This is a genomic window from Sphingomonas sp. 4RDLI-65 (assembly GCF_049472435.1).
In the GTDB taxonomy this organism is placed as follows: Bacteria; Pseudomonadota; Alphaproteobacteria; order Sphingomonadales; family Sphingomonadaceae; genus Sphingomonas.
Window position 1 is genome coordinate 272356 of sequence record NZ_JBCEBT010000003.1, and the last position, 24541, is coordinate 296896.

Sequence of the window (24541 nt, forward strand, 5' to 3'; positions counted from 1 at the left end):
TCGATGGCGATCAGAACGATGATCCGACACGCACTGGTAACGTCGGCGGTGACATCGGCGGCCGTGCTGGGTCTTGTAGCAGCAATGCCTGCCCAGGCGCAGACGGCAGTCGATCCGGGCGACTACACGCCGCTTCCGCCAGGAACCGATCTCGCGCTGGTCTATGGCCAGTTCATCAACCGCGACGAACTCAAGCTGCCCGGTGGGACGACGTTGAAGGACGACACCAACCTCAACACCTCGGTCGCGCTGTTCCGCTATGTCCACTTTACTAAAATCGGGCCGTTCGTGGTCGATCCGCAGATCATCGTGCCGGTTGGATCGGTCCACAACGCGCATGTCGGCGGCCAGGATCTCGGCTCGTCGACCGGTATCGGCGATGCGGTGGTCTTCGCGACGATCTGGTTCGTCAATAAGCCATCGCCCGACCACGCGACGTTTTTCGGCTTCTCGCCGATCGTCGGGATCCCGACCGGAACCTATGATCGCAACAATGCCGTGAATTTCGGCAACAATCGCTGGTCGTTCGATCCGCAGATCGGCTTCATCCAGGGTCTCGGCCGGAACGTGACGCTCGACCTGTACGGCGACGTCAATTTCTTCACCGCCAACGACGATGTCGGGCGGCTGAGCCAGCGGCTGACCAAGAAGCCGGTGTTCCATGTCCAGAGCTGGCTGCGCTATGCCTTGCCCGACAAGAAGACGAGCCTCTCGATCGGCACGGCGAGTTTCTGGGGCGGCAAGGAGTCGCTCGACGACGTCTATACCGGCACCCGCACCGAGCATCAGCAGATCCGCGTCGCGGTTCAGAAATTCGTCGCACCCAAATGGCAGCTCGAACTGATCGGCGGTCGCGACGTCCAGGCGCGCGAGGGCTTCCGCGAAGCCGCCCGCGTCCAAGTCCGCGTGCTGAAGATACTGTGATCGCCGGAGAATGATTACGGAACGTGCAGTCCACGCATACGTGGGCGGTCGCGCAACGAGGGTGGCATGAAATGCCAAGTCTTCACGCCACGTCTGCGCTGGTCCGTATCGTGCGTCGCACTTGGCGGGAGCTTCGGCGGCGACCGTCCAGAACGCGCCCGCCTCGCCGTCGGTGGAGGCGGGAACTTCCGCCGCGCATGTTCACGATCGAGGAGATTTTCAATTTCTGAAGCGCCGCTTCGACCGACCCGTCCCAATCTCGTCACGGTCGCTCCGCTGCTGTTCGTCAGCATCGGGGCGACCGGTTTCGCGATCGTGACGCGCTCGTGACGAACCCGGAAATATCTCATGATGGAGACCCGAGATGAAGATCGCGATTATCGGTGCCGGGATCGGCGGACTGGCGTTGGCGCTGGCGTTGCGAGAGCGCGGGCTCGAAGCGACCGTCTTCGAGCAGGCGTCTCGCCTGACGGAGATCGGGGCCGCCATCGCGCTGTCGGCCAACGGGACGCGCGAACTGCGTCGCCTTGGCCTACTCGACGACCTGCTGGCGCTCGCAATCGAGCCGACCGAACTGATCTACCGCGACGGCATGACCGGTGACCGGCTGGCGGCGCATCCGATGTCCCTGGAGCATGCCTATCAGGACCGCTTCGGCGCGCCGTATCTCGGCATCCACCGCGCCGACCTGCAGAAGGTCATGGGGGCCGCGGTCGGTGTCGAGACCATCGCGCTCGATCATCGGCTCACGCGTATAGAGGAGTCGGCTGATGGCGTGATGCTCCATTTCACCGATCGCGACCCCGTTTTCGCCGATGTCGTGGTCGGGGCCGACGGCGTGAGGTCGATGGTGCGCGATCATGTCACCGGCGGCCGTCAGGCGGTCTATTCGGGTACGAGCGCGTATCGCGGGATCGTCCCGACCAGCCGATTGTCCGCGCTGCCCGATCCCCAGGCCATCCAGTTCTGGATCGGCGAAAACGCCCATATGCTGCATTATGCGATCGGGCCGGAGGGCGGGGACGTCAACTTCTTCGCCGTCGTCGAGGGGCCGACGACATGGCCGAGCGAGACGAGCTGGGTCGTGCCGGCGACCCTGGCGGAGGCGCATGCGGGGTTCGCGAGATGGCATCCGGCGATCGCCCAGATGCTGGAAGAGGCCGCGGTCGACAAGCGCTGGGGACTGTTCGTCACGCCGCCGCTCCGCCAGTGGCACAAGGGTCCGGCGGTGCTCATCGGCGATGCCGCGCATGCGATGCTCCCCCATCACGGGCAGGGGGCCAACACGTCGATCGAAGACGCCTGTATCCTCGCGGGGATGCTCGAAGACCTGACCCCACTCAACCGGGAGGAGCGGTTCGCGCGCTACGAAGCGCTGCGCAGGCTCCGGACGCGAAAGATCCAGCGGAGCGCCTGGGATGCAAACGCCGCGCTGCATACGGTGGCAGCAGGGGCTTCCAAGCGACGCCAGGCCACTTTGGCGAGGTTTCCGGAGCGGTTCGCGTGGATCCATGGATATGATGCGCGCACCGTCGATGGTCGCCTCGATCCAGTACCGGAATGACGCCGCGAGGAAGCTTCAGGGCAGATCCACCGTCAGGTTAGGCTCGGTATAAGGGCCCTGACCCACGCCGATGCACATGAAGGCCATCGCATAGCGGCCCCCGGTGCGGTGCAGTTCCTCCACCGCACTCATCACGATACGCGCACCGGACATGCCAAGGGGATGGCCGAGTGCGATCGCGCCGCCGTTGCGGTTCACCCGCGGATCGTCCGGCGCGATGCCCAGATCACGCAGCGTCGCGATCGCCTGCGAGGCAAACGCCTCGTTCAGCTCGATCACATCGCGCTGGTCGAGGCCGATACCGGTGATATCGGGATCGCGGCGAGATCGTCGGCGCGTACCGTGGCTAGGGTGCCGTTGAGCCGGCCGATGGGCGCGCGGATCGCGTCGCAGATGAAGGCGTCGGGCATGGGACCTCAGGCGGCTAAGTCGATGATGGCGGCGGCGAGCGCATCGGGTACCTCGAGCGGTGCGAGATGTGCGGCGTCGAGCGCGATATGCCGAGCCCCGGGAATGCGGCTGACGAGATGCTCGCCATGCCCTTCGAACGGCGTGGAGGTGTCGCGGTCGCCGCTGACGACGAGGGTGGGGCAGGCGATGTCGCCAAGTCGGTCCGCCAGCCGCATGTCGCGAATAGCGGCCGCGCAACCGGCATAGCCCTCGGATGGCATGTCGATGAGCCCGCGGCGTATCGTCGCGGCGACGTCCGGTTGCGCATCGCAAAAGTCTGGCGACAGGAAACGCGACATGGCGAGATCGACGATCCCTTCGACACCGTCGGTGCGAACCTTTTCGACGCGCGCGGTCCATGCCGTGCGGTCCATCGTCGCCGAGGTGCAGACAAGCGCCAAGCCATCGACCCGTTCGGGCGCGTCGAGCGCCAGTTGCATCGCGATCATGCCGCCGAGCGACACGCCGGCGATCATGGCTGCGTCCAGCTTCGCGGCATCCATCGCGGCGCCGACATCGCCGGCCAGGATGGCCATGTCATAGTCGCCGGCCGGTGCATCGGATGCGCCGTGGCCGCGCGTATCAATCCGCAGCACGGTGAAATGACGGCGCAGTGCGGGCAGGGCGGCCGCCCACAAATCCATGTCGGTGCCGATCGAGTTCAGCAGCACGAGCGGTGGATTGCCGGGCTGGCCCTCGACCTTCCAGTAGATGTCGGCACCATGCGATCGGACGAAGGGCATCAGGCGGCCTCTTCCAGGATGCCGTCCGCCGAAAACGGCGCACCGGTCTTCGCGCGTATTTCATCGAGCGTCACGCCGGGGGCGAGTTCGATCAGCCGCAGGCCCGGCTTGTCGCAGGCCATCACGCACAGGTCGGTGACGATCAGGTCGACGCACGCCTTGCCGGTCAGCGGCAGCGTGCAGGCGGGCAGGATCTTCGGCTCGCCCGCCTTGTTGGCGTGGTCCATGACGACGACCACACGCTTGACGCCCGCGACCAGATCCATCGCGCCGCCCATGCCCTTCACCATCTTGCCGGGGATCGTCCAGTTGGCGATGTCGCCGCCCGCGCTCACCTCCATCGCGCCGAGCACCGCCATGTCGATATGGCCGCCGCGGATCATCGCGAAGCTGTCCGCCGACGAGAAGAAGCTCGACGTCGGCAGCGCGGTGATGGTCTGCTTGCCCGCGTTGATCAGGTCGGGATCGACCGCGTCACGAGTGGGGAAGGGGCCGATGCCGAGCATGCCATTCTCCGACTGGAGCGTAACATCGAGGCCATCGGGAACGTAGTTCGCCACCAGTGTCGGAATACCGATGCCGAGGTTCACGTAGAACCCGTCCTGCAATTCCTGCGCGGCGCGCGCGGCCATCTGTTCGCGGGTCCAACCCATCATGCGGTCTCCGTTTCGCGAACCGTCAGCTTTTCGATGCGCTTCTCGTTGATGGTCGACAGCACGATCCGGTCGACGAAGATGCCCGGCGTGTGGATGCAGTCGGGGTCGAAGCTGCCCGCCTCGACGATCTCCTCCACCTCGACCACGGTCACCTTGCCGGCGGTCGCCATGTTCGGGTTGAAGTTGCGCGCGGTCTTGCGGAACATCAGGTTTCCCGCAGGATCTGCGCGCCACGCCTTGATGATCGACAGGTCGGCGCGGAGCCAGGTTTCGCGGACATACTCCTCGCCGCCGAACGTCTCGACCGGCTTGCCTTCGGCGACGACGGTGCCGACGCCGGTCTTGGTGTAGAACGCCGGGATGCCCGCACCGCCCGCGCGGATCCGCTCGGCCAGCGTGCCCTGCGGCGTCAGTTCGAGTTCGAGATCGCCGTTCAGATATTGCTGCTCGAACAGCTTGTTCTCGCCGACATACGACGAGATCATCTTGGCGATCTGCCGGCTTTCCAGCAGCATCCACAGCCCGAAGCCGTCGGCACCGGCATTGTTCGAAATGACGGTCAGGTCCTTCACACCGGCCGCGCGGATCTCCGGGATCAGGCTTTCGGGATTGCCCGACAGGCCGAAGCCGCCCGACATGATCGTCATCCCGTCGAACAGGACACCCTCCAGTGCGGCGGCGGGGTTGTCGTAGATCTTGGACTTCATGAGGTTTCCTCGCGCGCGACCTGGAATCCGGCGAACGACTGGCTCACCGGCATGATCTCCAGCCGATTGACGTTGAGATGGGGTGGCAGCGTCGCGATCCAGAGGATCGTCGCGGCGATATCCTCCGCGGTCATCGGGTTGGCGCCGCCATAGATCGTGTCCGACGCCGCCCGGTTGCCGCCGGTGCGGACCAACGTGAACTCGGTCTCGACCATGCCGGGATCGATCACGCTCACCCGGACGCCGGTACCGTGCAGATCGGAGCGCAGCCCGAGCGACAATTGCTGCACGAACGCCTTGGTCGCGCCGTACACGTTACCGCCGGTGTAAGGGTAGGTGCCCGCGACCGAGGCGATGTTGACGATCGCGCCCTTGCGCGCGATCAGCTGCGGCAACAGGTGATGCGTGATCGTCACGAGCGCGCTGACGTTGGTGTCGATCATCGTATGCCACTGGTCGAGGTCCGCGGATTGCGCCGGCGCGGTGCCGAGCGCGAGGCCGGCGTTGTTGACCAGCAGGTCGATCCCGCGAAACCGCTCGGGCAGTCCGGCGATCGCGGCCTTGATCGCGTCGGCATCGCGGATGTCGAACACTGCCGCGTGGACATGATCGCCCAGCTCGCCAGCCAGTGCTTCGAGGCGGTCCGCCCTCCGGCCGGTCGCGACGACCTGCCAGCCGGCGCTGGAGAGCGCGCGCACGGTCGCCTCGCCGATACCCGACGTCGCGCCGGTCACTATTGCTGTCTTCATGATGCGGTCCTCAGCCCAGATCGCCGCCCGCGACGGGCAGCACCGATCCGGTGATATAGGATGCTTCGTCGGATGCCAGAAACAGGATCGGGGCGATCTGTTCATCGAGCGAGGCGTAGCGTTTGACGAAGGTGGACGCGGTCACCTGATCGACCGCGTCCGCCATCCATGCCTGCTCGCGTGCGTCGTCGCCATCCGGATTGCGCGGCACGATCCGGGCCGGCGCTTGTGTGCCGCCCGGCGCGGTAGCGACGACGCGGATGCCGGCCTCGCCATATTCCATCGCCAGGCTCTGGGTCAGCGCGTTGATCCCGCCCTTGGCCGCCGAATAGGGGACTCTGCGGATGCCGCGCGTCGCGTTCGACGAGACGTTGATAATCGTCCCGCCACCCTGCCGCAGCATGAGGGGGAGCACCGCGTGGCAGCAATAGAGCGTCGGCATCAGCGAGCGGCGGATCTCCGCGTCGATCTGGTCGGGTTCGAACTCGGCGAACGGCCGCATGCGGATGGCGCCGCCGACATTGTTGATCAGGATGTCGACGCGCCCGAACGCCGCTTCGGCTTCGCGGATCGCCGCCGCTGCGCCGGTGTAGGTTTCGAGGTCGCAGCTGAAGGCCCGCGCGCCGTTGCCGGCTTCCGCAGCGACATCGGCGACGAAGTCTACCTTGTCGACCAGCAGCACCTGCGCGCCTTCCGCGGCTGCGCGCAACGCGATGCCGCGGCCGATCCCCTGCGCCGCGCCGGTGACGACGATGACCTTGTCGCTGAAACGGCCGGCGAAGATCATGCCGCCACCGTCTCGCTGGGCGCGAACTTCTCGTAGTGGAAATGCTTCGGTGCGACGCCCTTGTCGCGCAGGAAGGTCCGTACCGCCTCGACCATCGGCGGCGGACCGCAGAGATAGATGTCGCAGTCGCCTGCGTTCAGATGCGCGTCGGTCAGATGCTGCGTGACATAGCCTTTCAGCGGCTGGCCGGTCTCCGGATCGGCGACGCACGCCGCCCAGGTCATCGTCGGCAGACGTGCCGCAAGCGCCTCGATCCGGGCAAGCTCGACCAGATCGCCGTCCTTGGTAACGCCGTAGATCAGGTGGACTGGATGCTCGGTGCGCTGGTCCGCCAGCACTTCGAGCATCGACAGGATCGGGGCGAGCCCGGTGCCGCCGGCGAGCATGATCGTCGGCCGCTCGACCGCACGCAGGAAGAAGCTCCCCTGCGGCCCGACGAATTTCATCGGCGAGCCCTCGGCGCCATCGCTCGCAAGCCACGTGCTCATCGCGCCGCCGGGAATATTGCGGATCAGGAAACTCGCTTCCTCCGCACCGGGCTTCGAGCTGAACGAATAGGCGCGGTGCTGGCCGGTGCCGGGGACGGTGAGGTTGACGTACTGGCCCGGCAGGAAGCCGAGCGCGGCGGGATCGTCGGGGCGTAGCTTCACGATGATCGTGCTGTCGGAGACGAACTCGACGCTCGACACCGTGCCCGTGTGTTCCGCAGGCTTGACCTTGCATGCCGAGGCCGGGACCGGAACCGCGATGACGCAGTCGGACGACACCTCCATCTGGCAGGTGAGCACCAAGCCCTCCTCGGCCTCGTCCTCGGTCAATGCGTCGTCGATATACTCGTCGCCGAGATCGTAGTCGCCCTGCTCGCAGCGGCATTTGCACGTGCCGCACACCCCGTCCGAACAGTCCATCGGCAGGTTGATCTTGTTGCGGAAGGCGGCGTCGAGCACCTTCTCGCCTGCGTTGCAGTCGATGAAGCGCGTGGCGCCGTCCTCGAAATTGAGTGCGATGCGGTAGCCCATGCTGATCCTCTCGCCGCCAGGCCGCTCAGACGTGGTAAACGTCGATGACCTGGCGGATATAATCGTTTTTAAGGATGATCTTCTTGTTCGTGATGCGCGGCTGATCACTGGTCGCATCGATTGTGTAGAACGACGTTCCGAAGAAGCTCAGCGTCTCCTTGTAGCGATGGCTGAGCGTGTGCCAGTTGAACCGCAGCTCGATGCTCCCGTCGCGCTCGCCGAGAATCTCGACGTTGTTGATCTGGTGGATCGTCCGCGGCTCGGGCATGCTCGCACCCGACCGTTCGGTCTTGATGCGGAAGACACGATCCTCCAGCCCGTCGCGGTTGGGATAATAGATCAGCGAGATCTCGCGCTGCGGATCCTCGACGAGCGTGTCGTCGTCGTCCCAGGCCGGAATCCAGTAGACCGCGTCGGGCGCATAGCATTCCAGCCACGCGTCCCAGTCGCGATCGTCGAGCAGCCGTGCCTCACGGTAGAGAAAGTCGACGACCTGCTGATAGACCATTGTCATGCGGCCACCTTCAGCCGGTCGACGGGGCGGGCGCTGCTACCACCATTGCCGTCATCGTCCTTGTCGAGGCCGGCGATCAGCGTTTGCGCCCAATATTCATGCTGGCGCACGAACAACCCTTCGTCTTCGCTGCGCTCGCCGCTCAGGATCGGTTCGAGACCCATCGCGCGCGCATTCTCGTCCGGACCGGCGATCCAGTGCGTTGCGCCGCGGCTCAGGTCGTTCCAAAGGTCGCCGGCACCCTCATACGCGGTCTGGCAGGCGCGGAATTCCTCGAGGTCGTCAGGCGTGCCGAGGCCGCTGACATTGAAGAAGTCCTCATACTGCCGGATGCGCAGTGCGCGCTCGGAATCCGCTTCGCCCTTCGCGGCAAAGCAGTAGATCGTCACTTCGGTGCGATCGACGCTGATCGGGCGGACGACACGGATCTGCGTCGAGAACTGGTCCATCAGATACACGTTGGGGTAGACGCACAGGTTGCGCGTCTGCTCGACGATCAGGTTCGCGCGCTCCTGGCCCAGTCGTTCGGCGAGTTCCTCGCGGTGCGCGTAGACCGGGCGAACCTCGGGGTTTAGCAGCCGCGTCCAGAGCAGGATGTGGCCGTTGTCGAACCCGTAGACGCCGCCCACGCTCTTCGACCAGCCGTTCGGGTCGACCGCCTTGGTCGCCTCTTCCTTGCGACGGCCGGTGGTCGCCGAGTAGTTCCAGTGCACCGCGCTGACGTGATAGCCGTCGGCGCCGTTCTCCATCTGGAGCTTCCAATTGCCGTCATAGACGTAGGACGAGTTGCCGCGCAGTACCTCGAGCCCCTCGGGTGCCTGATCGACCATCTGGTCGATGATCACGCGAGTGGTGCCGAGATGCTCCTCCAACGAGACGACGTCGGGATTGAGGCTGCCGAACAGGAAGCCGCGGTAATTCTCGAACCGCGCGACCTTGGTCAGGTCATGCGAGCCTTCGGTGTTGAACGTCTCGGGATAATCGCCGGTCTTGCCGTCCTTGACCTTCAACAGCTTGCCCGCGTTGCTGAACGTCCAGCCGTGGAACTGGCAGGTGAAGCTGCTCTTGTTGCCATGTTTGCGGCGGCACAGCATCGCGCCGCGGTGCGCGCAGGCGTTGATGACCGCGCTGAGCTCACCGCCCTTGTCGCGGGTGATGATGATCGGCTGGCGACCGATGAAGGTCGTGAAATAGTCGTTGTTCTCGGGGATCTGGCTCTCGTGCGCGAGGTACACCCAGTTGCCCTCGAAGATGTGCGTCATCTCGAGCTCGAACATGTCGGGATCGGTGAACACGTCACGACGGCAGCGAAAGATGCCGGCATCGGCGTCTTCGACGACGGAGGTTTCGAGGCGTTCGCGCAGCGCGCTAGTGGACTGGGTCATCACAGGTCTCCCGTGGAAATTTTAGGCAACCGCCAGGCGGGCGCGATGGGAAAGGGCTTCGTCGCCGCGTTCGTCGGCGCGCTGCAGCTGGAAATCGAACGCGATGTGCGCCGTGTTGCCCTGCCGGTTGGGTACGGGGAGCAACCCCTCGCGCGTGCCGAACGCAAAGTCGTCGGCCGCGAACGGATCGTCGCCGAAATTAATCTGCGTCGTCAGCTGGCGATAGCCGGGTGCCTCGATGAAGAAATGGACATGCGCCGGACGATTACCGTGGCGGCCGAGCATCGTCATCAGCTTGTCCGATGCACCACCGGGCGGCACGCTGTAGCCACTCGGCATTTTCGAATGGAAGGCGTAGCGGCCGTCGCTGCCAAGGCGAAGCCGGCGGCGATTGTTGAATGGAGTCTGGTCGCCGGTCGGATCGAAGTGCGAATAGAAGCCCTTCGAGTTGGCGTGCCAGACATGAAGGATCGCGTTCTCGACCGGCTCGCCGTCCGGTCCCGTGATCCGGCCGGTCATGTAGAGCGTCTCGGTGTCGTCGGGGTCTGACGTCAGATTGGCGTCGTTATCGACCAAGGGAGCGCCCTCGACATAGAGCGGCCCCTCGATCGTCCGCGGGGTGCCGCCGGTCTTGCCGGCTTCCGCGTCCTTGGCGTCGAGATACAGATCCATGAAATGCTCGAGACCCGAGCCGGGCATCAGCAAGCCGAACTCGCCCGCACTGTTCTGCAGGAAGTTGACCGCACCCCAGGCTTCGTTCTCGGTGATGTCGTGGCGGACGATCAGGGTCATGAGCGACTCAACCAGATCGCGCATGATAGCCTTGACCCGTGGGTTGCCAGCGGACGATTCCGCGCCAGCGACGCGATCGAGCAACGACTGGATTTGCGGCGTCTCGACAAAGCTTACGTCCATTATACTCTCCTAAGTCGCTTTAAGTGCGCCGCCTTGGGACGGTCGCTTTTGGATCGCGTCTCAGCGATCGTCGTCATGCAGGGACGAGGGATGTCGGCACAGCGCAGTCACCCGGATCGTCATGAAGGGGTAGAGCGGCAGGCTCATCAGGATGTCGTGCAGGTCGGCATTGCTGCCGACGTCGAAGATGCTGACGTTCGAATATTGCCCGACGACGCGCCAGATGTGGCGCCACGTTCCGGCGTGTTGCAGTTCCTGGAACCGCGCCTTTTCCGCCGCCTTGAGCCGCGTAGCCTCTGCGGGATCGAAGCCCAACGGGATATTCACGTCCATTTCGACCTTGAACAACATGGCGATCAGGCCCTTTCTGCGACGACGTGGAGGGCCGGCGCGGTGCGATCGCGCCGGAAGAAGGCGAGCCGGTCCTCGTCGAGCGATATGCCGAGCCCTGGTCCGGTCGGCACCTCGAGTTCGAAATCCGCATAGCGAAGTGGTTCGGCAAGGATGTCTTCGGTCAGCAGCAGCGGGCCGAACAATTCGGTGCCCCAGGCGAGCGATGGCAGCGTCGCGCACAGATGCGCCGACGCGGCCGTTCCGACACCGCCTTCGAGCATCGTACCACCGTAAAGACCGATCCCGGCAGCCTGCGCGATCGTCGCGACGGCATGCGCGGGCAACAGCCCGCCCGACTGCGCGATCTTCACCGCGAAAATGCGCGCGCCCGCGCGTGCCGATATGGCGAACGCATCGGCGGGGCCGTGCAGTGCCTCGTCCGCCATCAGCGGGACGATGTGCTTGGCGGACAGCCGCGACATCGCCGCCAGATCGTGTCGCGCTACCGGTTGCTCGACCAGATCGACGCCCGCATCCTCCAGCAGCCGCATGCCGAGATCGGCCTGCGCCTCGCTCCAGTTCTGGTTGACGTCGACGCGGACGCTGCCGCGGTCACCGACGGCGCGCTTGATCGCAGCAACGTGCGCCACGTCGTCACGGACCGCGCGCTTGCCGATCTTGAGCTTGAAGATGTTGTGGCGGCGCAGGTCCAGGACGCGCTCTGCTTCCTCGATATCGCGTGCGGTGTCGCCGCTCGCCAGGGTCCAAGCGACGGGGAGCCGGTCACGCACGCGCCCGCCGCCGATCAGTTCGGACACGGGCACGCCGAGCCGCTTGCCCGCCATGTCGAGCAGCGCCGTCTCGACCGCGCATTTGGCGATGTGGTTGCCGACGACGCTTTTCGCGACGCACGCCATCGCAGCGCCGATCCGCGCCGCATCGCACGTCTTGAGGATCGGCGCGATATAGGCGTCGATCGCAAGCTTGATGCTCTCCGGGCTTTCCTCGCCATAGCTCAGGCCACCGATCGTCGTGCCTTCGCCGATCCCTTCGATCCCGTCGGCATCGCGCATTCGCACCAGCACGATCGACTGGTGATGCATCGTCGCCATCGCCAGCACGTGCGGACGGATCGTCGGTATATCGACGATGAAGGTATCGATCCGGACGATCGCAACCATGACCTTGGCACATCCTCGCTTTTCTAGTTTGCAAGGCTAAGCTATGCCTTACGCCCGAGTGCCGCAAAGATCATTGTGGTCTATGGCCGATACTCTGAAGGTATATCGACATGGATCTGCGGCAATTGCGCTACTTTGCGATGGTCGCCGCCGAGCGGAATTTCAACAAGGCCGCGGAACGGCTGCACATGGCGCAGCCGCCGCTGAGCCGGTCGATCCAGCAACTGGAGGCCGAACTCGGCACCGATCTGATCGACCGGACCAGCCGCCCGTTGAGCCTGACGCCGATGGGCCAAATCTTCCACGATCAGGCGATTCAGGTGCTGCGCCGGATGGACGACATGCGGGCGATGATGCAGGCGGCGGTGGCCACCGAAAAGCGCCGCTTCACGATCGGCTTCGTCGCTTCGACGATCTACGCACGGCTGCCTGCGCTGATCCGTGAGTTCCGCGCCGCGTTGCCCGACGTCGAACTGACGCTGGTCGAGAGTACGACGCTCGACCAGATCGCCGCATTGAAGGAGGGGCGGATCGATATCGGCTTCGGGCGTATCCGGTTCGAGGATCCCGCGGTCCGCCGGACGGTGCTGCGCCGGGAACCGCTGATCGCCGCGGTGCCGCTCGGCAGTCCGCTCGGGCGGGACGGCAACCCGGTGTCGCTGTCGGTCCTCGCGCGCGAGAAGCTGATCCTCTACCCAAGCGCCCCACGCCCGAGCTATGCCGATCAGGTCCTGTCGCTGTTCCATGACAACGGCTTGACGCCAAACGTCGTCCACGAGGCGCGCGAATTGCAGATCGCGATCGGGCTGGTCGCCGCCGAAGAGGGGATCGCGATCATCCCGGAATCGGTACGGCGAGCCCGAACCGACGACGTCCGCTATCTCGAACTCGCCGAGCCCGCCTATTCGCCGATCATCATGAGCCACCGCGTCGGCGACTTCTCGCCCGAGATCGTCGCCTTCATGCGGATCATTGCGCGCAAATACAGCGACTGGAATTATGCGGTACCGGAAGCGCTGATCGCCGAATAGCGCGCGAGTGCAAAGATGAACTAAGCGCCAATCAGCACCGTTGGAACATGCTTCTCAATTCCCCCGAAGGCCGTCGTTCAGCAGTCCGGCTCGTCTTTACGTTGGCCGGTTTTCTGGTTGGGCCAGACAACTTCCAGACGGGAGCGGCTGATACGCCAGTCGCCATCGATCCGCTTATACTCGTCTCTATAGAGGCCGAGCAGCAGCAAAGGGTTTGGATCGGGCTTCGACGCGGTCTCGAAGTCGAGGAGGTAGCAGCTGCCTTCCGCAGCGTCCGGCCCGGTGAATCGGATCCAGTGATTGGCGATCGCATGAAGGAACGGGTAGCGCCCTGCGCCGTCGCGATCATATAGCGCGAACGCGTCGGTCAGGCCCGCCCGGATTTCGTCGATCCCTTGCAGGACTCCTACCGTCACTTCCACAACCGCGTCGGTCGTGAAGACTTGGTCGAGCGCGGCGATGTCGTTGCCGTCGAGATGATGCGAATATAGGATTCGCAGATCGCGGATCGCTTCCTTGTCGAGAAGCGCCTGAAGCGGGTCGGTCATCGCAGTGTGTCCATGATTATGGGTGTAGTCCGACGGGCCGGACGCATCCGGCCCGCTCGATCCTTCAAGCTGCGGCGTATGGAGGATAGTCGATGAACCCGTGCGCACCGCCGCCATAATAGGTGCTCTTGTCCGGCGTCGTCAGCGGCAGGTCGTGACGCAAGCGCGCGACCAGATCGGGGTTGGAAATGAACGGCTGGCCGAAGCCCGCGAGATCGATCGTCCCGTCCGCGATCAGGCTGTCGGCGCGTTCTCGGGTCATGCCGCCGGCAAGGATGATCGCGGTGGCCGGCAGGCTCGTCCGGAAGACGCGGAGTAGCCGCTGGATCTTGGCCGAAACCGATTCGCCCTTGGCATCGCCCATGCCGAAGCCGGACTGGTCCATCACGTGGACATAGGCGATGCGGCGCTCGCCAAGCGCGGCCACCAGCGCGGTATAGGTCTCCTCGATCTCGTCGTAATGCGCCATGTCGAAGAGTTGGCCGAACGGCGATAGCCGGATGCCGACCCGCTCGCGACCGACTCTCGCGATCGTCGCGTCGACCACCTCGAGCGCGAAGCGCAGCCGGTTCTCCATCGTGTCCGCGGCATAGTGATCGCCGCGATCGTTGACCGTCGGGTTGAGAAACTGCTCGAGGAGATAGCCATTGGCGCCGTGAATTTCGACGCCGTCGAACCCGGCTTCGACCGCATTGGCGGCAGCCTGCGCGAAGTCCTCGGCGACGCGCGATACCTCGTCGGTGGCGAGCTGGCGCGGTGTGGAGGCCGCAACGAAGCCGGGCTTGCCTTCCTCGTCATAGCCGAACGCGGTCGCGCCTGCGGCAATCTTCGAACTGCCACTGACCGGCGCTTCGCCGTTGGCCTGGATCGACGGATGCGACACTCGCCCGACGTGCCAGATCTGCGCGAAGATCCGCGCGCCGACCGCGTGGACAGATTGCGTGGTCAGGCGCCACCCGGCGATCTGCAGCGTCGTGAAGATGCCGGGGTTGAACAGATAGCCCTGGCCCTCGCGCGAGATCGGCGTGCCCTCGCTGACGATCAGCCCGGCGGTGGCGCGCTGCGCATAATAGAGCGCGATCGTCTCGGTGGCGACGTCATTGGGCGCGCGAGACCGGGTCATCGGCGCCATTACGACGCGATTGGCGAGCGGTACGCCCGAAAGGTCGAAGGGAGAGAATAGGTCGGTCATGGTGCGATCCCGTGCAACGATGTTCGACGATCCATGTAGCGGACGGGTGACGAATAATTCAGAGGCTGCAATTCCGATCATTGCGGCGCATAGCGCTCCAATGCCCGAACCGATCGACAGCCTTGCTGCACTCCGCGGCTTCGTCGCCGCAGCCGACACGCGCAGCTTCAAGGCCGCGGGGCAGATGCTGGGGGTTTCGTCCTCGGCGATCGGCAAGGCGATCGCCCGGCTAGAGGTGCAGTTGGCCGTCACATTGTTCCATCGCACGACGCGGACGATATCGCTGACCGAACCCGGTGCACTCTTCCTCGTGCGCGCACGCCGCATGCTGGAGGAACTCCGCGAAGGTGAGATCGAGCTCGCCGAGGCCTCGGGCAGCCCGCGCGGTCGGCTGCGCGTCGCTCTGCCACAGGCGGGAAATCTATTGACCAGGGGGCTAGCGGCGTTCGTCGCGGCCAATCCGCTGGTCGATCTTGACCTCGACTATAGCGACCGCCTCGTCGACATTGTCGAGGAAGGCTTCGATGTCGCGATCCGGACCGGCGATACGGGGGATTCACGACTGTTGCACAAGACGCTGTGTCGGTTCGGCTGGAAGCTCGTCGCCTCGCCAGCCTATCTTGAGCAGCATGGCCGTCCAGCGGCAGTCGAGGATCTGTCGAGCCATATCTGCTTGCGGCAAAGGTTCTCGTCTGGTCGACTGGTTACATGGCCGATGGCGTCCGCGTCCGGGGTGGAGGTGCCGGTCAGTCTGGTGAGCAGTTTGATCGATCCGTTGTTGGGCCTGGCGCTTGCCGGTGCAGGGATCGCGTCGTTCCCCGAATTCCTCGTTCGCGATGCACTCCGTACCGGCTTGCTGGCCCCGGTCCTTGAGGGGCATAAGAGCATGGAGGGCGTGATGACGATCTTGTGGCCCGCCAGTCGGTTCCGCGTACCGAAGGTCCGGGCCTTCGTGGACTGCATCGCCGAGCACATAGACATGTGATCGGCGACGTAGCGGCTCTCGATCCACGTCGCGCGACACACCGTCGGCCAATCTGCTGCCGCTCAAACCTGGCCGTACGAACTCAGATTGTCAGCCCCGGAAGCCACCGCACTCTCCTCAAGATCGGAGGTCCGGGTATCTGAACTCAGGCCTCAGCTTCGATCGGCAGACATCGCCGCCTCGCGCTGCTGCTCGATCTTCTCGAGCCGATCCGCCAGCGCGGACATGATCGAAGCATAGGCGGTGCTGCCCAACGCAAGCCGGAGCGCTGGCCGTTCGGCATCGGCGGCGGCGATCATGGCATCGGCGCATTTCGCGGCATCGCCCTTGATCGCGAAGCTGCCGTCGGCAACGCCGCGCCGGACCGCGCCGGCGGGCGTATCGTCGTAGATCTGCATCGGTACGGCATCGTCCATGGTGGTGGCGAAGCTCGTAGCAGTGGGGCCCGGCTCGACCAGGATGAAGTCGATCCCGAACGGCGCCACTTCCTGGGCCACCGCTTCGACGAAGCCCTCGATACCCCATTTGGTCGCGTGATAGACGCTGAAATTGGGATAGGCGATCTGGCCGCCTTCCGACGAAACCTGCATGATGCGGCCGCCGCCCTGCTCGCGCAGGTGGGGCAGGCTCGCGCGGATCACCTGGATCGATCCGGTGAGATTGGTGGCGATCTGTCGGTCGATCTGCGCATCGCTGACCTCCTCGGCTGCTCCCAACAAGCCATAGCCGGCATTGCTGACGACGACGTCGATCCGTCCCATCGCGATGAACGCGTCTGCGATCGTGGCGCGCACCGCAGCGGTATCGGTCACGTCGAGCGTCACGATCCGCAGGCGATCGCCGTAGCGCGTCGCGAGATCGTCGAGCGCCCCGGCACGGCGCAGCGTACCGACCACGCGGTCGCCGCGCTCGAGCAATTTCGCCGTCATCAAACGGCCGAGTCCGGCCGAGGCGCCGGTAATGAACCATGTCTTCTGCATCTGCGTAACTCCTGAGCAACTGCGGACGGAGATAGGCTGGCGCGATTGATCGGAGTAGGGAGGCCAATCGGCATGACCTAGTGAAAGATCTGCACCAATGTCCAAGCCAAGCCTGGCCGATCTCACGGCCTTCGCCAGCATCGCCGAGCACCGCAGCTTCCGTCGCGCCGCCGATGCGCTGGGGGTGTCGCGCTCGTCGCTCAGCCACGTGATGCGCACGCTCGAGCGGACCCTGGGTGTACGGCTGCTTCATCGCACGACCCGCAGCGTCGCGCCGACCGAAGCGGGGGAGCGTCTGTTGCAACGCCTGGCGCCGGTGCTTCGCGACCTCGACGAGGCGCTGGATGCCGTGTCCGACGACAGCGGTCAGCCGAGCGGTACGCTGCGCATCAACGGCAACGAGGCCGCGGCGCGCCTGCTGCTGGGGACGGTCGTTCCGCTTTTTCTCGCGCGCTACCCGCAGATGGCGCTCGATCTGGTAAGCGAAGGGCGATTGATCGACATCGTCGAGCAAGGGTTCGATGCGGGCATACGGCTCGCGGAGTCGGTGCCGCAGGACATGATCGCGGTGCGCTTGGGTGGCGACATGCGCTTTGTCGCGGTGGCGTCCCCTGCCTATCTCGCTGCGAACTCGACGCCAATTCATCCTGACGATCTTCGTCGGCACCGCTGCATCCGGCAGCGATTACCGAGCGGCAAGCTGTATCGCTGGGAGTTCGCCAGATACGGCCAGGAGATTGCGATCGACGTGCCGGGGGTGCTGACGCTCGATCACAGCGGCCTGATGGTGGAGGCGGCGATCGACGGACTCGGTATCGCTTTCGTTCCCGAGCACGTTGCCCGTGCAGGGCTGGATGACGATAAGCTGGCCATCGTGCTGGCGGACTGGTCGCCAGCGATCCCCGGTCTGTGCCTCTATTGCCCGGGCAACCGGCACGTTCCGGCTGGGCTTCGTGCGTTCATCGACATGGTGAAGACCTTCGCCTTTGAGCCAAGTGCCGTGGGTATGTGACGGAGCGGCTGAAGATCGGCTTCAAAGCGATGGGTTTCCGGCAAAACCGATCCGGCCGGGCGCGGTCGTGCCCCGATCATGATACCCTGAGTTAAGTTTCCAAGTCATTTTGTCAAAGCGCCGCGCGCGTCCCCGATCTCCAGCCAATAGCCGTCGGGGTCCTGCGCATAGATCTGGCGGACGCCGTCGAACCGGACCTGCATCGTGCGCGGCTTGCCCGCTAGATCGGTCCAGACGATGCCATGTCGGTCCAGCCACGCTGTGACGGTAGCGAGATCGTCGACGTGCAGCGCCAGATGCTCGTTCCGGTTCGACGGCTTCGGTGCGGTGCGCCCGTCGAGGATGTGGAGCGCCAGCCCGTTGCCGAGGTCGAGCCAGCGGCGGTTCTTGAGCGGCGTTGGGATGATCCGCAAGCCGAACGCCTCATGGTAGAAGGCTGCGCTGCGATCGATATCCGCCGCCTGGATCGCGACATGCTCGGCTTTGGCGACGGGCGCGACCGCCGCTTGCGGTGCTGCCAGTATGAGAAGAACGGACTGCACGATCATGAGCGGTGATCCTCGAAACGAGTAGGAGTGGTATGGGCCGATGTTCGGGGGATCGTCATCTGCCTCTGCACGACGTCAGTTCGGTTGCGCATCTTCCAGGTTCGGCAGCAGAAGATGGGCGATGGCAAGCGCGACGAAATAGGCGATGCCGGCCCAGACGAACACCGGGACGTAGCTGCCGACCGTTTCGAGCACGTGCCCGACATAGCGCGCCATGATCATCCCGCCGACCGCCCCGGCGGCACCGCCGATGCCCATGACGGACGCGACCGAGCTCTTGGGAAACGTGTCGGAGACCATCGTGTACAGGTTCGACGACCAGCCCTGGTGCGCGGCAGCGGCGACGCCGATGATCGCGACCGCGGCAAACAGGCTGGAGACGGTGCTGGCCAGCATGATCGGCAGCACGAGTATGGCAGAGGCGAGCAGCGCCAGCTTGCGGCCGGCATTGACGCTGTAGCCGCGCTTGATCAGCGCCGACGACAGCCACCCGCCGCCGATGCTGCCGACGTCCGCCAATAGGTAGACCGCGATCAGCGGCGGACCGAAGGTCTTGAGGTCGAGGCCGTGGCGCTTGGCGAAGAAATCCGGCAACCAGAACAGGAAGAGGTACCAGACCGGATCGGTCAGGAACTTCGCCACGACGAAGGCCCAGGTGCCGCGATAGCGGAACAGGCGACGCCACGGGATCGGCGCGGTGCCCGCATCATTGTCCTGATCGGCGCGGATATAGGCAAGCTCCTGCGCCGAAACCCGCGGGTGATGTTCGGGCGCGCGGTAGAAGATCAGCCACGCCGCGAGCCACACGAACCCGAGCATGCCCGTCACGATGAACGCCGCGCGCCAGCCATAGGCGAGCGTGATGATCGGCACGACGATCGGCGTGGCGATCGCGCCGACATTCGCGCCGGCGTTCAGGATGCCGGCCGCGAGCGCGCGTTCTTTCTTCGGAAACCATTCGGCGACCGACTTAATCGCGGCCGGAAAGTTCGCCGCCTCGCCCAGCCCGAGTGCGAAGCGGGCGATCGAGAAACCGCCGGGGTTGCGGACGAAGGCATGGAACAGCGCAGCCACGCTCCACACCGTGATCGCCGCGGCATAGCCCATCTTCGAGCCGATCTTGTCGATGATCGGCCCGCAGGCGAGCAGGCCGATCGCATAGGCTGCCTGGAACCAGAACACGATCATGCCGTAGTCGACCTCGGACCAGCCCAGTTCGCCCTGCAGCGTGGGCTTCAGAATGCCGATGACCTGGCGGTCGATATAGTTGATCGTCGTCGCGAAGAACAGCAACGCGCAGATGACCCAGCGGACGTTGCCGCCGGCCTTTGGCGGGCCGGGATCCGTCGCCTGTGTTGAACCGTCCACGCTCGCTCTCCCCTCGCGGTTTGTCCGCTTTTATCGGCTGTCGAATGCTGCCACTTTGTCGGCCAGCGTCACGCGGCCCTGCAGGCACGTACGCCAACCACCGAATCGACGATGCCGTCGCGCCCTGCCGAGTCCCACGCCGCTGGAGAACAGTCGATCGCGCGAGAGGCGAAGCGGGCGGCTCAAGCGCGCGCCGCCATATACGCGATCCCGCGCTCGAGACCGCGCAGTTCGGCAAGGCCGCGCATCCGCCCGAGCAGCGAATAGCCGGGCAGCGTGTGCTTCGAGAGGTCGTCGAGCATCTGGTGACCATGATCGGGGCGCATCGGAATCGAGCGGCCCTCGCGCGTCTGAAAGGCATGAATGGCGGCGACCAGTGCGACCATGTCGGCATCGCCGTCGAGATGCGCTGCCTCGTGGAAGGCGCCGTTCGGCTCGCGCTGGACCGATCGCAGGTGAAAGAAGCCGATCCGGTCGCCAAGCCGCTCGATCATGCCGGGCAGGTCGTTGTCCGCACGGGCGCCGAACGAGCCCGCGCAGAAACACAGACCGTTGGAGCGGTTGGGCACTCGCGCGAACAGCGTGGTAACATCGGCCTCGGTACTGACCACGCGGGGCAGGCCGAACAACGCGAAGGGCGGGTCGTCGGGATGCACCACCAGCCGCATGTCGAGTGCGTCGGCCAGCGGACAGACCGCCTCCAGGAACGCGATGTGGTTGGCGCGAAGTCCCTCGGCATCGATCGCGTCATATTGCGCCAGGGCGTCGCGAAACCGATCGGCGGTGAAGGTCTCCTCGCTGCCGGGGAGCCCTGCGATGATGGTCTTCTCGAGCAGGCGGCGCGCGTCCGTATCCATGGCAGCGAACCGGCGGCCGGCGCTTTCGACCAGCGCTGGGGAATAATCCTGTTCGGCCCTCGCGCGCCGCAAAATATGGATGTCGAAGACCGCGGCCGCCTCGAGTTCGAAGCGAAGCGCACGCGCGCCGTCGGGCATCGCCCAGGCCAGGTCGGTGCGGGTCCAGTCGATGACCGGCATGAAGTTATAGGTGACCGTGCGGATGCTGCACGCGGCCAGGTTGGTCAGGCTCTGGCGATAATTGTCGATCAGCCTGTCCCGGTCGGGGCCGCGCGTCTTGATCGCCTCGTGCACCGGCAGGCTCTCGACCACCGACCAGACGAGCCCCGCCGCCTCGATCTCGGCTTGCCGCGCGGCGATCGCGTCCTGCGGCCAGACGTCGCCATTCGCAATCTCGTGCAGCGCCGTCACGATGCCGGTGGCACCAGCCTGGCGTATATCGCGCAACGTTACCGGATCGGAGGGGCCGAACCAGCGCATCGTCTCGATCATCGGCACCTAGCGTCCTCTCTTGATTGCGCGGACCTCATGGCCTCGCTGTCGTTCGTTCCTGTCTAGCGATCCGGAATCTAATAGGCCAGATGCAATAAAGTGGTCAGGCCATTTTGTAGTGCGACAATCGGTCAGTTTCGGCAAAGGTTGCGGCCGCCAAGGGAGGCTGATCGGAGGGACGCGATGGCGCCAAAGTGGCTGCTCTGAGGCCGCGGAAATCGCCGCTGCGTCGCGCTCGAATAGAAAAGCGGGTGCGCCGCGATACCGTGCGGCGCACCCTGAGTTGGTCGGCATCGGCAGGGGGGCGCCGATGTCGATGGGGGGAAGGGGGTATTCAGAACTGAAAGTTGACCGCCAAGGCGTAGGTGCGGCCGAAATAGGAGGTGTAGAGCGGATCCTTGCGCACCGTGTCGACGGTCAGGCGATTGGTCTCGTTTGTGACGTTCGAGACTTCGGCGATCAGCTTGATATGCTCGTTGAGATTATACGAGGCCGATGCGTCGACGAAGATCGAGCTCGCGTTCGACGTCGAATCCGCGTCGACCGAGCCGCTGGGAACCGCCGTCAGGAACGCCGCGCGATAGTTCACCGTCGATCGGATGCTGAACTTGTCATCCTCGTAATACAGCGTCCCGCTTGCCGTTTCCGGCGACAGCCCGACCAGCGGCGCCGTGCGGGACAGCGTCGGCGATATGACGTAGTTGATGTTCGAACGGACGCGCGTGAAGTTGCCAAGTGCGCCGAAATTGCGGAGCACGCCGGGCAGGAAGGTGAAGGGCAACTGGACGTTCACCTCGAACCCGCGCAGCGGCCCGCCCTCGGTATTGTTGCTCCGCTGGACCGTGAACACGTCGGTCGGGCGAAGCTGCGTACCGTTGAGCAAAGTCAGCGGCAGGCCGATATCCTGGAACGCCACCGCCTGGCTTGTCGTCTGGATGTAGCTCTCGATATTCTTGTAGAAATACGCGACCGAGATCAGCGAACCCTTGGCGAAATACCATTCGAGCGCCGCGTCGAACGTATTGGCGCGGATCGGTTCGAGGAAGGGATTGCTGAACGCTGCGGTCTGGATCACGAGGTTTGCGGAGCCTGCGGGAATCAACTGGCCGTAGGCTGGCCGTGACATGACCCGCGCCACCGAAGCGCGCGCGATCAGATCCGGCGTGATGTCCAGCGCGAGGTTCGCCGACGGCAGCCAGTCGTCATAGCTGCGGCTGACCTCCGATATCACGAAACGCGAGGGATAGAGCGATCCGGCGGGGGCGGCCGAGGTGATCGGGCCATAGGTGCTGAGGCTGGTATGGACATAGCGGACGCCGGCATCGCCGCGCAGCGCGAAGGGCAGGGTGTCGGCGGTGTTGAACTTCACCATTCCATAGCCCGAGGCGTATTTCTCGGAGACGCCGCCAAACGTGCCCTTTGCGCATTCGATGCTGCAATAGACGTAGCTGTCGAGGCCGACCGCATCGCGGAACTTGTCCGGATCGATCGAGACGAAATCCTGCAACAAGCCGTCCAGATTGCTGCCGACGCCCTTCGTCACATTGGTCAGGCTCGCGAGCGTGACCCCCGTCGGCAGGGCGAGCGGCGTGTTGGTGGCAAGCTGCCGCTCGCGTGCGGTATATTTGTTCGTGCGATACTGGCCGCCGACCTGGAGCGTGAAGCCCTGCGCCGCCTCCCATTCGCCGTTGAGTTCGAAGGTCTTGCTGGTGATCGTGTTGCGGCGGATGAAATTCGACAATTGTCCGCGCTGGTCGCCGTTCGCGAGCGGCGGCCCGTATTGGAACAGCGCGGGATTGGTCGTGTCGATCCCGTAGCCGATCTTCGGAATGTCGGGATTGTCGCGAAAATCGATCGAGAAATTCCGCGTATCGTTCGCATCGATCGCGACTTGCAGGCGGTCGACATCGAGCCGCGACTGGTTGATGCCGGCCAGGCCGTAAACCCGAACCGTGTCCGAGAAGCGCTGGTCGAAGTTCAGATTGACCTGGCGATAGGTCGAGGTGAACTTCTCCTGCTGCATTTCCGACCGCAGATCGACGCCGTCGAACAGGCCGTGGACCAGCGACCCGTTATCGTCGACTTCGATCTCGCGGACCGAGGTCAGGGGCTGGCCGTTGTTCGAGATCGCGCGCCCGAACGAGCGCGCATCGAACATCTGGTCTAGCCGGTCGACCTTGAAGCGCGAATACAGGCCGTCGAGCGATATGTCGGTATTCGCGCTGGGCTTCCACTGCAGCGTCAAGGTGCCGGCGAGACGCTCCTGATCCTGGCTGCTTTTCACCGGGCGCGGCAGGCGCGGCAGATAGACACCGCCGCCCGGGCGACCGTTCACCCCGGTACGGCTCATGATATAGTCATAGGCCGCAGCCGTGCTGGTACGCGGATTGCCGGTGCTGCAATTGTTGGCGTCGGCGCCGATCGGCGTCCCGTTGGGCTGGGTGTAGCCGCCGACGGGGCTGTTCGTCGCGGCCCCACGATAGCTGTAGCCGACGGGCGTGCAGAATGGGAAGATCACGCCGGCGTTCGCAGTGCCGGCGGGCTGCGCCTGACCGTAAACCGTGGTCGGCACGACATCGACCGCCGAATAGGCATATTCGTCGATATGCCGCTTCGAATAGGCGATGCTGCCAAGTATGCCGAACGTGTCGCCGAACTTCTTGGAGACGAGCGCGGACAGGCGCGGATCGGCCTTTTTGCTGATGTCGTTGTAGATGCCGCGCGCGGTACCGGTGAGGACGAAATCCTTTTTCTGGTCGAACGGCTTGGGCGCGCGAAGATCGACCGTCGCGCCCAGCGAGCCTTCCTCGACATCCGCCGACAGCGTCTTGCGGACCGAAAGCGCGGAGAAGATCTCGGTCGGGAAGGTCACGAAGTCGAACGAGCGACCGGTCGCGACGCCGCCGCGGATGTCGCTGCCGCTGACCTGCGACACGCCTTCCATCCCGTTGATGCGCACGCGCGTGAACTGCGAACCAAGACCGCGAACCGAGATGTTCCGGCCCTCGCCGCCGTCGCCGCGCGAGAGCGCTACGCCGGGGATGCGCTGCATCGATTCGGCAAGGTTGGAATCGGGGAACTTGCCGATATCCTCCGCGACGATGCTGTCGATCGCGGCGGTTTCGTTACGCTTCTGGTTCAGCGCGTTGTTCAACGCGGCACGAAAGCCGGTAACGACGATATCTGCGTTATCCGCCTCGTTCTCGGGTGCCGCCTGAGGGGGGCTGGCGGGATCGGGCGGGCTCGTCTGGCTGTCCGCAGGCTGCGGCATCTGGCTGCCCGCGGTCTGCTGGGCCATGACAGGCGCGGCGATGAATAGGCTGACGATGCTCGTCGAGATAAGCAGTTTCCGCTTATCGAAGCTCTTACGGCTCAAAGACCCTCTCCCGATAGGCCGGGCGCATTGAGTTGACGCTTCCCGACATTTTGCCGCCCTAGCTTTCTAAGGTCGGCGTAATTCGTCAGGTATCATTGCTATTTTAGTATGACAATGCAGAATCATTTGGTCAGGCAGATTGTTTGGCCACTAGGATCCCGGTCTGGCCCTATCATACTGTGATAGGCTGAAAACAAAGATGACAGGCATGTCCCGGCGGCGGGC

At 64.6% G+C, this 24541-nt stretch carries 25 protein-coding genes and 1 pseudogene; 6 read left to right on the plus strand and 20 right to left on the minus strand.

Annotated features, from left to right (window positions below; translation table 11 throughout):
* The first annotated feature begins 3 nt into the window (after window positions 1-3).
* From VH567_RS09530 to VH567_RS09540, 3 genes are all read left to right on the plus strand, one after another.
* Window positions 4-924 carry a transporter gene (locus tag VH567_RS09530; protein ID WP_423325450.1) on the plus strand — a complete coding sequence of 307 codons (921 nt, stop codon included), beginning with the start codon at window positions 4-6 and terminating at the stop codon, window positions 922-924.
* Between the two features lie 66 nt (window positions 925-990).
* The gene (locus VH567_RS09535; RefSeq protein WP_423325452.1) at window positions 991-1254 is read left to right on the plus strand and encodes a hypothetical protein; all 264 of its coding nucleotides are present in this window, start codon (window positions 991-993) and stop codon (window positions 1252-1254) included.
* Window positions 1255-1288: 34 nt separating this feature from the next.
* The gene (locus VH567_RS09540) at window positions 1289-2488 is read left to right on the plus strand and encodes an FAD-dependent monooxygenase (protein WP_423325454.1); all 1200 of its coding nucleotides are present in this window, start codon (window positions 1289-1291) and stop codon (window positions 2486-2488) included.
* Between the two features lie 15 nt (window positions 2489-2503).
* Here VH567_RS09540 and VH567_RS09545 read toward each other — a convergent pair.
* From VH567_RS09545 to VH567_RS09605, 13 genes and pseudogenes are all read right to left on the minus strand, one after another.
* Window positions 2504-2791: pseudogene (locus VH567_RS09545) on the minus strand (hypothetical protein); the annotation flags it as partial.
* Window positions 2764-2898: a hypothetical protein gene (locus tag VH567_RS09550; protein ID WP_423325906.1), complete on the minus strand. Its 135-nt coding sequence runs from the start codon at window positions 2896-2898 to the stop codon at window positions 2764-2766. The gene VH567_RS09550 and the pseudogene VH567_RS09545, both read right to left, overlap by 28 nt.
* 6 nt (window positions 2899-2904) lie before the next feature.
* Window positions 2905-3681 (minus strand): 3-oxoadipate enol-lactonase, encoded by a 777-nt coding sequence (gene pcaD, locus VH567_RS09555; RefSeq protein WP_423325456.1) that lies wholly within the window; start codon window positions 3679-3681, stop codon window positions 2905-2907.
* Window positions 3681-4334 carry a 3-oxoacid CoA-transferase subunit B gene (locus VH567_RS09560; RefSeq protein WP_423325882.1) on the minus strand — a complete coding sequence of 218 codons (654 nt, stop codon included), beginning with the start codon at window positions 4332-4334 and terminating at the stop codon, window positions 3681-3683. The genes pcaD and VH567_RS09560 overlap by 1 nt, the downstream gene beginning before the upstream one ends.
* Entirely contained in the window at window positions 4334-5044 is a 711-nt protein-coding gene (locus tag VH567_RS09565; RefSeq protein ID WP_423325458.1) for a CoA transferase subunit A, read from the minus strand. The genes VH567_RS09560 and VH567_RS09565 overlap by 1 nt, the downstream gene beginning before the upstream one ends.
* Window positions 5041-5793 (minus strand): SDR family NAD(P)-dependent oxidoreductase, encoded by a 753-nt coding sequence (locus VH567_RS09570; RefSeq protein WP_423325460.1) that lies wholly within the window; start codon window positions 5791-5793, stop codon window positions 5041-5043. The genes VH567_RS09565 and VH567_RS09570 overlap by 4 nt, the downstream gene beginning before the upstream one ends.
* Before the next feature lie 10 nt (window positions 5794-5803).
* The gene (gene benD, locus VH567_RS09575) at window positions 5804-6580 is read right to left on the minus strand and encodes a benzoate diol dehydrogenase BenD (RefSeq protein WP_423325462.1); all 777 of its coding nucleotides are present in this window, start codon (window positions 6578-6580) and stop codon (window positions 5804-5806) included.
* Window positions 6577-7599, minus strand: coding sequence for a benzoate 1,2-dioxygenase electron transfer component BenC (benC, locus tag VH567_RS09580; protein ID WP_423325464.1), 1023 nt, complete (start codon window positions 7597-7599; stop codon window positions 6577-6579). Before benC ends, benD begins: the two co-directional genes overlap by 4 nt.
* A 25-nt stretch (window positions 7600-7624) precedes the next feature.
* On the minus strand, window positions 7625-8113 hold the full coding sequence (benB, locus tag VH567_RS09585) for a benzoate 1,2-dioxygenase small subunit (RefSeq protein ID WP_423325466.1): 489 nt from the start codon (window positions 8111-8113) through the stop codon (window positions 7625-7627).
* Complete coding sequence (locus tag VH567_RS09590) at window positions 8110-9498, minus strand: Rieske 2Fe-2S domain-containing protein (RefSeq protein ID WP_423325468.1); 1389 nt, start codon at window positions 9496-9498, stop codon at window positions 8110-8112. Before VH567_RS09590 ends, benB begins: the two co-directional genes overlap by 4 nt.
* Window positions 9499-9519: 21 nt before the next feature.
* Window positions 9520-10413 (minus strand): dioxygenase, encoded by an 894-nt coding sequence (locus VH567_RS09595; RefSeq protein ID WP_423325470.1) that lies wholly within the window; start codon window positions 10411-10413, stop codon window positions 9520-9522.
* A gap of 60 nt (window positions 10414-10473) precedes the next feature.
* Complete coding sequence (gene catC / locus VH567_RS09600; protein ID WP_423325472.1) at window positions 10474-10764, minus strand: muconolactone Delta-isomerase; 291 nt, start codon at window positions 10762-10764, stop codon at window positions 10474-10476.
* Between the two features lie 5 nt (window positions 10765-10769).
* Entirely contained in the window at window positions 10770-11927 is a 1158-nt protein-coding gene (locus VH567_RS09605) for a muconate/chloromuconate family cycloisomerase (protein ID WP_423325474.1), read from the minus strand.
* A gap of 110 nt (window positions 11928-12037) precedes the next feature.
* Between VH567_RS09605 and VH567_RS09610 the strand changes: the two genes are divergently transcribed.
* A complete protein-coding gene (locus tag VH567_RS09610) occupies window positions 12038-12958 on the plus strand; it encodes a LysR family transcriptional regulator (RefSeq protein ID WP_423325476.1) in 921 nt (306 codons plus the stop codon).
* A 77-nt stretch (window positions 12959-13035) separates the two neighbouring features.
* Here the strand turns inward: VH567_RS09610 and VH567_RS09615 are convergent, their stop codons facing one another.
* Together VH567_RS09615 and VH567_RS09620 are read right to left on the minus strand one after the other, a co-directional pair.
* Window positions 13036-13623, minus strand: coding sequence for a nuclear transport factor 2 family protein (locus VH567_RS09615; RefSeq protein ID WP_423325478.1), 588 nt, complete (start codon window positions 13621-13623; stop codon window positions 13036-13038).
* The gene (locus VH567_RS09620; RefSeq protein ID WP_423325480.1) at window positions 13571-14698 is read right to left on the minus strand and encodes an alkene reductase; all 1128 of its coding nucleotides are present in this window, start codon (window positions 14696-14698) and stop codon (window positions 13571-13573) included. Before VH567_RS09620 ends, VH567_RS09615 begins: the two co-directional genes overlap by 53 nt.
* Before the next feature lie 100 nt (window positions 14699-14798).
* Between VH567_RS09620 and VH567_RS09625 the strand changes: the two genes are divergently transcribed.
* Window positions 14799-15683, plus strand: coding sequence for a LysR substrate-binding domain-containing protein (locus tag VH567_RS09625; RefSeq protein WP_423325482.1), 885 nt, complete (start codon window positions 14799-14801; stop codon window positions 15681-15683).
* A gap of 152 nt (window positions 15684-15835) precedes the next feature.
* Here VH567_RS09625 and VH567_RS09630 read toward each other — a convergent pair whose 3' ends face one another.
* Window positions 15836-16663 (minus strand): SDR family oxidoreductase, encoded by an 828-nt coding sequence (locus VH567_RS09630; RefSeq protein ID WP_423325484.1) that lies wholly within the window; start codon window positions 16661-16663, stop codon window positions 15836-15838.
* Window positions 16664-16760: 97 nt separating this feature from the next.
* Here VH567_RS09630 and VH567_RS09635 point away from each other — a divergent pair, with 97 nt between their 5' ends.
* On the plus strand, window positions 16761-17675 hold the full coding sequence (locus tag VH567_RS09635; RefSeq protein ID WP_423325486.1) for a LysR family transcriptional regulator: 915 nt from the start codon (window positions 16761-16763) through the stop codon (window positions 17673-17675).
* 104 nt (window positions 17676-17779) lie between these two features.
* Here the strand turns inward: VH567_RS09635 and VH567_RS09640 are convergent, their stop codons facing one another.
* The 4 genes from VH567_RS09640 to VH567_RS09655 form a co-directional block, all read right to left on the minus strand.
* Complete coding sequence (locus VH567_RS09640) at window positions 17780-18223, minus strand: VOC family protein (protein ID WP_423325488.1); 444 nt, start codon at window positions 18221-18223, stop codon at window positions 17780-17782.
* Window positions 18224-18298: 75 nt separating this feature from the next.
* Entirely contained in the window at window positions 18299-19591 is a 1293-nt protein-coding gene (locus VH567_RS09645) for an MFS transporter (RefSeq protein ID WP_423325490.1), read from the minus strand.
* A 182-nt stretch (window positions 19592-19773) separates the two neighbouring features.
* Window positions 19774-20940 (minus strand): mannonate dehydratase, encoded by a 1167-nt coding sequence (gene uxuA / locus VH567_RS09650; protein ID WP_423325492.1) that lies wholly within the window; start codon window positions 20938-20940, stop codon window positions 19774-19776.
* A gap of 334 nt (window positions 20941-21274) precedes the next feature.
* The gene (locus VH567_RS09655; RefSeq protein ID WP_423325494.1) at window positions 21275-24316 is read right to left on the minus strand and encodes a TonB-dependent receptor; all 3042 of its coding nucleotides are present in this window, start codon (window positions 24314-24316) and stop codon (window positions 21275-21277) included.
* Window positions 24317-24541 lie beyond the last annotated feature (225 nt).

Excerpts from the sequence above, each read along its gene's own strand:
- VH567_RS09530 (WP_423325450.1), top strand. The coding sequence starts at position 4 with ATGGCGATCAGAACGATGATCCGACACGCACTGGTAACGTCGGCGGTG.
- VH567_RS09535 (WP_423325452.1), top strand. The coding sequence starts at position 991 with ATGAAATGCCAAGTCTTCACGCCACGTCTGCGCTGGTCCGTATCGTGC.
- VH567_RS09540 (WP_423325454.1), top strand. The coding sequence starts at position 1,289 with ATGAAGATCGCGATTATCGGTGCCGGGATCGGCGGACTGGCGTTGGCG.
- VH567_RS09550 (WP_423325906.1), bottom strand. The coding sequence starts at position 2,898 with ATGCCCGACGCCTTCATCTGCGACGCGATCCGCGCGCCCATCGGCCGG.
- pcaD (WP_423325456.1), bottom strand. The coding sequence starts at position 3,681 with ATGCCCTTCGTCCGATCGCATGGTGCCGACATCTACTGGAAGGTCGAG.
- VH567_RS09560 (WP_423325882.1), bottom strand. The coding sequence starts at position 4,334 with ATGGGTTGGACCCGCGAACAGATGGCCGCGCGCGCCGCGCAGGAATTG.
- VH567_RS09565 (WP_423325458.1), bottom strand. The coding sequence starts at position 5,044 with ATGAAGTCCAAGATCTACGACAACCCCGCCGCCGCACTGGAGGGTGTC.
- VH567_RS09570 (WP_423325460.1), bottom strand. The coding sequence starts at position 5,793 with ATGAAGACAGCAATAGTGACCGGCGCGACGTCGGGTATCGGCGAGGCG.
- benD (WP_423325462.1), bottom strand. The coding sequence starts at position 6,580 with ATGATCTTCGCCGGCCGTTTCAGCGACAAGGTCATCGTCGTCACCGGC.
- benC (WP_423325464.1), bottom strand. The coding sequence starts at position 7,599 with ATGGGCTACCGCATCGCACTCAATTTCGAGGACGGCGCCACGCGCTTC.
- benB (WP_423325466.1), bottom strand. The coding sequence starts at position 8,113 with ATGACAATGGTCTATCAGCAGGTCGTCGACTTTCTCTACCGTGAGGCA.
- VH567_RS09590 (WP_423325468.1), bottom strand. The coding sequence starts at position 9,498 with ATGACCCAGTCCACTAGCGCGCTGCGCGAACGCCTCGAAACCTCCGTC.
- VH567_RS09595 (WP_423325470.1), bottom strand. The coding sequence starts at position 10,413 with ATGGACGTAAGCTTTGTCGAGACGCCGCAAATCCAGTCGTTGCTCGAT.
- catC (WP_423325472.1), bottom strand. The coding sequence starts at position 10,764 with ATGTTGTTCAAGGTCGAAATGGACGTGAATATCCCGTTGGGCTTCGAT.
- VH567_RS09605 (WP_423325474.1), bottom strand. The coding sequence starts at position 11,927 with ATGGTTGCGATCGTCCGGATCGATACCTTCATCGTCGATATACCGACG.
- VH567_RS09610 (WP_423325476.1), top strand. The coding sequence starts at position 12,038 with ATGGATCTGCGGCAATTGCGCTACTTTGCGATGGTCGCCGCCGAGCGG.
- VH567_RS09615 (WP_423325478.1), bottom strand. The coding sequence starts at position 13,623 with ATGGCGGCGGTGCGCACGGGTTCATCGACTATCCTCCATACGCCGCAG.
- VH567_RS09620 (WP_423325480.1), bottom strand. The coding sequence starts at position 14,698 with ATGACCGACCTATTCTCTCCCTTCGACCTTTCGGGCGTACCGCTCGCC.
- VH567_RS09625 (WP_423325482.1), top strand. The coding sequence starts at position 14,799 with ATGCCCGAACCGATCGACAGCCTTGCTGCACTCCGCGGCTTCGTCGCC.
- VH567_RS09630 (WP_423325484.1), bottom strand. The coding sequence starts at position 16,663 with ATGCAGAAGACATGGTTCATTACCGGCGCCTCGGCCGGACTCGGCCGT.
- VH567_RS09635 (WP_423325486.1), top strand. The coding sequence starts at position 16,761 with ATGTCCAAGCCAAGCCTGGCCGATCTCACGGCCTTCGCCAGCATCGCC.
- VH567_RS09640 (WP_423325488.1), bottom strand. The coding sequence starts at position 18,223 with ATGATCGTGCAGTCCGTTCTTCTCATACTGGCAGCACCGCAAGCGGCG.
- uxuA (WP_423325492.1), bottom strand. The coding sequence starts at position 20,940 with ATGATCGAGACGATGCGCTGGTTCGGCCCCTCCGATCCGGTAACGTTG.